Consider the following 4,705-nt stretch of genomic DNA (forward strand, 5'->3'; position numbering starts at 1 on the left):
TGCTTTACGCTCTTGCTCCGCTTGTGCTGCCTTCTGCTGTGCCGCTAGCAATGCTTTACGCTCTTGCTCTGCTTGTGCCGCCTTCTGCTGTGCCGCTAGCAATGCTTTACGCTCTTGCTCTGCTTGTGCCGCCTTCTGCTGTGCCGCTAGCAATGCTTTACGTTCCTGCTCCGCTTGGACTTCTTGCTGTTTATAATGCTCATCAACTAACAACTCGATACGCTCTAACTCATAATCATCTTTAAGAGACTGCGTAAACTCATCTGTCTTTAAGTCTTGTTGTGTCTTAATTTCTTTAACCAGCGCATCTTGGCTTGGTATCACGCTTAATACTTCTTTTTTTGCTTCGAGCGTATCAATGTATGATTTTCTGATTGTCTCGTCTTGAATTTCTGACATTGTAAAGTTGGTCGGCTCTCTCTTTATGTTTTGCGCCTTTAAGCTTTTCATACTTATCTTTGCATCACTTCCTGCAAGTTCCAGGTGTGTATTACACATCTTTTCCCATCGATCTCGTTGCTGTTTCAGCTCTAGTTTACGCTCCGCTGCGAGCTTTGGAGTATTCGCTTTTTTAGATCCTCCACTCTCAGGATTTTTGCTGTTGTATCTCTTAAAGTAGCTATCAGGATCGCGATCTATACCGTCTCTCAAGCGCTCGCTAAACATAATATGAGCATGCGGCTGTTCGCCGCCGTCTAAGGCTGGTGGGTTGTGAATTGCATATTGATAAGCATGTCTTTCGCCTATTTCTTGCTTAATCCATTCTTTGATAAGCTCATGGCGTTGATCGACCGTAAGCTCTCGCGGTAAAGAAATTACATGCTCACGATAAGAAGTACCGTTTTTTCGCTCGTAATTATCTGACATTTTCCAGAAAAAATTAGGTTCATGCTCCGCCCATTGGGGCATGTTTCCGTGACCTGTCGCTTCTAACTTTTCAATACTTTCGTCTTTCTCATATTTACCTTCACGCGCTATATATTCCGCATGAGGGCTTGCTTTCCCTCGCGCTCCAACCACAACGCTTAACCGACCGATAGCCATTTTTTCTGCTCTTTTGTAGTTGTCAGTCGATAGACTGATTGGGGATTGCAAAGGGGGTTTTTGACCCTTGCCACGCTAGTTTCTCATAATGTAACGAAGTGGAATTGTGAGAAACTACTAAGCGTGCTTTGTCTTACTCAGCCAAAGAAAAAACACACGGCTATACAAATATTATCACAGCATGCTAGGATCTTGAAACTCTTTTGATTATAGGATCAGCATATATGGCTAACATCGACACAGACTACCTAGATTTGCTTGTGAAGCGCTTTAATGGCTTTAACAGACCTACCGATGCTCAACGATTAATAATGCTCTTAGGTGAAAGAAAAACACGCTCTGATGATGAAAATAAAAAGCTATCAGTATTATTAAGAGCAGAGAAAAAATCTGATGAATTGGTACTTGCTAGAGCTGCTACAAGACGTGTATTAAACGCCGAAAAAACAGCTGCTAGAAAACTAGAAACGAGAAAAAAGGTGCTATGGGGTGCAGCACTCAAAACAGCGAGTAAAGACAGCCCACAGATAGCCGCCTTAATGCTTCAACTCTTTAATGGCGGCTATATATCAGAAAAAGATAAAGATGTCGTTAAGAGTGATTTACCAGCTATCACAGAACCAAATACCTCGATTATTACACCTTAAATATCTAGCCCATTATTATCGCGATTTTTATCTAATCCCTGCCTGTAACCCTCGGCATGTATCAGTTCTAGTAACGATCTCTCTAGTAACTCGCTACGTGCTTGCGGTTGAGTCTTAGCCCAAGCCGTTACTTTCCCTTCTAACCATTTTCTATAGCGAGCTTGGGGGTCTTTGTATCTCTTGTCATGTGCCTTAACAGCTTCTTTCGGGTGTAAGATCTCGCCAAAATAGTAATTGCATATAACATAGCTTAACGTTGTGCTACTTCTACGCTCAACTCCTTTATACACCTCATTCATAGTAACTTTTATATTACGTTCATAGTTCGTATCCATCTCTAAAAATCCTTTATTAGTAGGGCTTTCAATAGCTTTGAGTTTATTTGTACTCGTATTATAGCATTGAGTTTAAATATACTCAATAATATTTTGAGTCCATTTGTACTCATTTTTTCTTATTGAGTTCATTTATACTCATTTTGTAGAGTACGATACAATTAATTTAGAGTATGTTTGTACTCATTGATGATTATTATCAGTGATTTTATGCATAATCCATATATTTATTAAACGTAAGTCATTGTTTTTAAAGGAATTATAATAATAAATTGTTATGATTTACTTGGTTTAATACATTAAAAAAGCTAAAAAATTACAGCTTCCTACAATGCCCTATAAGAGCTACGGAAGGCATAACAGGCTACTAGGGTAGCAGACAGAGGTTTAAAAGGGCTTAGAGAGCCATTTACAGGCTATAATGGGTGTAATAGCAACCGATGGCAGGAGGTCAGATATCAATAGGAGCAACATTAGGCGCAGTTGGCAGAGGATGAGAACGGGAGCAGCACCAACGCGAGCAGCAGATAGCAGGATTGCGACTCACTTAGAACAATAGGGGAGGTATTAAACTTGTTTAGCAAGAAAACGATGTAGAAGTAGCCTAAGCAGATTCGGGCGGATCGGGATTGCGACTCTGTAACGAGTATAAGCATGACGAATTGATTAGTAATGCTTAACAGACGAGAGCTAAGGCACACCCCAAAACCACCCAACGGACAACATCTGACTACGGCATGTCCGATTTTATTTTTTATTCTTCTCTATGCCCCACCGAGTAAGGGTTCTAGGGTTTATACCTAATCGTTCTGAAATCACTTTGAAACTGACTCCCTCAGATGCCCAAATTTGCGCCTGTTGCTTCTTTTCTGTGTTATCCCCCCATCGGTAGCTCGCAATTCTCGACTGCTTATCAGAGAAGCGCTTGTGACTCTCAGTGAAGTTCTTTCGTGAGCAGTATTTTGCGATGCTTCTTGCAATGTATGTTACTTCATTAAAAAATAACGGCTCATCAAATGTGTTATTTAACTCTTGAGCAATTGGTAATATCTTTTTAAAAAGCTCCCTTTGGCTGCCGCCACCAAGCCCATAAGCTATTACTCTTGTCCGATCAAACAAGTTGCAATTACGTGCGAAACCCATGTCGTTCAAGGGTCGAGCAGTCTTTACGCTGTTATGTACTGCTGTAAAATTGATAAGCTGTATAAGTTCTTGCTCTAAAAAATTAAGTGTGTAGCCTTCTTTCGGTGCTGTTGTAACACTATAAGTTCTCCACTCTTTGCTAGCAGGGTTTTTCATCAAGTTACCGCTGTATCCTGCATCACCACCAAGCGCGTACCTTAGCCCTTTCTCTACTTTAGCTAGATAACGTATGGCATGCTGACTAACGTTTCCCCAAGTGAACACAGGCATAGCTAGCTTATACACTAGATGTGCGTGTCCATTTTTGGGATTACATATAATCAAGTGAGGCGGTGGTACTTCTGACTCTTTCAAAGTCTTATGTAAAGCGTCAGTATCGTCTAGATCTATAACGATATAGTGCTTCTCGTGTGGTGGGTTTGCTTGTATGAGTGGTTGTTTTATAGCGTTGGCTTTAGTATCAATCATCGCATATAAATTACCGTCAGCATCTTTTCCAGCGCTGCAATAGGGCTGTTTGGGGAGGTTGTTATAAAAATCTTTTGTTTCTACGTGCGTGCGCCAGTCATGATGGCTTATTGATTTGATGTTATACATACACTTTTAGCACTTCAATCTAGTAAGCGTATAGCTTTCTGTTACTAAATTGCCTTGTCTTTGAGTGTATAAAACAGTAAAATACGCTGGTGATTTCGTGATTTTTAGTGTTCTACACACTGAGAATTATACCAAGCCCCGATGTTTCCAGCATCGGGGCTTAATCCGTTTTATGAGCCGAGTTTACGCTTTATTCATATCATCGTCAATCTGCTGTAACCCCCATCATATCTAGCTTATCAATAGCAATTACTTCTCATTTTGTTAAAAACCTGGACTGTTATCATAAGATGAATCAGTTTGCGGTTTTGGCTCTGCGTTCAGTGCTGCATTGACTCTAGTGTCCCGCATTGGTTCGATGACTGGCGTAGGTGGATTTGCATCATTTAACTTCTGCAAGTCGTCTAAATCGAATTTTAGATCATGCTTTTCTGTAAATTCTTTAGTACTTAAATTGCAATAGTCATAGACAACATCATAAGAGTATATATTTTTGAGCATAAAGCGCTTAATACTTTGAGCTGTATCGTTTCCATAGAGATGACTATTATTGCCCTCAGTCAAATCCGCGCTATAACCGTTTTTATGTGCTTTTATGACATCTATCATTATTTCACCGATGGGAATATCTCCCGACAAGCTCTCAATCTCTCTGCCAAACGCTCTTGGTCTGACTATTGATTTCATTCTAATATTTACTAGATCAAACGGTGTACGCCCCTGTATAGCTTTACGTTCCTGCTCCGCCTGTGCTGCCTTCTGCTGCGCTGCTAACAATGCTTTACGTTCCTGCTCCGCCTGTACTGCCTTCTGCTGTGCCGCTAGCAATGCTTTACGCTCTTGCTCCGCTTGTGCTGCCTTCTGCTGTGCCGCTAGCAATGCTTTACGCTCTTGCTCTGCTTGTGCCGCCTTCTGCTGTGCCGCTAGCAATGCTTTACG

At 41.1% G+C, this 4,705-nt stretch carries 4 protein-coding genes and 1 pseudogene; 1 reads left to right on the forward strand and 4 read right to left on the reverse strand.

Annotated elements, in window-relative coordinates:
* The coding region (locus L2737_RS22070) for a MobA/MobL family protein (protein WP_248957122.1) at positions 1-1,044 on the reverse strand (1,044 nt) is incomplete at its 3' end.
* A gap of 224 nt (positions 1,045-1,268) precedes the next feature.
* Here L2737_RS22070 and L2737_RS22075 point away from each other — a divergent pair.
* Positions 1,269-1,691, forward strand: a complete 423-nt coding sequence (locus tag L2737_RS22075; protein WP_248957123.1) for a hypothetical protein — start codon at positions 1,269-1,271, stop codon at positions 1,689-1,691.
* On the opposite strand, the gene L2737_RS22080 is transcribed toward L2737_RS22075, so the two are convergent.
* The 3 genes and pseudogenes from L2737_RS22080 to L2737_RS22090 all read right to left on the reverse strand — a co-directional run.
* Positions 1,688-2,026, reverse strand: a complete 339-nt coding sequence (locus L2737_RS22080; RefSeq protein ID WP_248957124.1) for a hypothetical protein — start codon at positions 2,024-2,026, stop codon at positions 1,688-1,690. The two genes, L2737_RS22075 and L2737_RS22080, sit on opposite strands and share 4 nt — an antisense overlap.
* Before the next feature lie 747 nt (positions 2,027-2,773).
* Complete coding sequence (locus L2737_RS22085; RefSeq protein WP_248957125.1) at positions 2,774-3,766, reverse strand: replication initiation protein; 993 nt, start codon at positions 3,764-3,766, stop codon at positions 2,774-2,776.
* 264 nt (positions 3,767-4,030) lie between these two features.
* Positions 4,031-4,705, reverse strand: a pseudogene (locus L2737_RS22090) (hypothetical protein); the annotation flags it as partial.

This window comes from Shewanella electrodiphila (assembly GCF_023283985.1).
In the GTDB taxonomy this organism is placed as follows: domain Bacteria; phylum Pseudomonadota; class Gammaproteobacteria; order Enterobacterales; family Shewanellaceae; genus Shewanella; species Shewanella electrodiphila.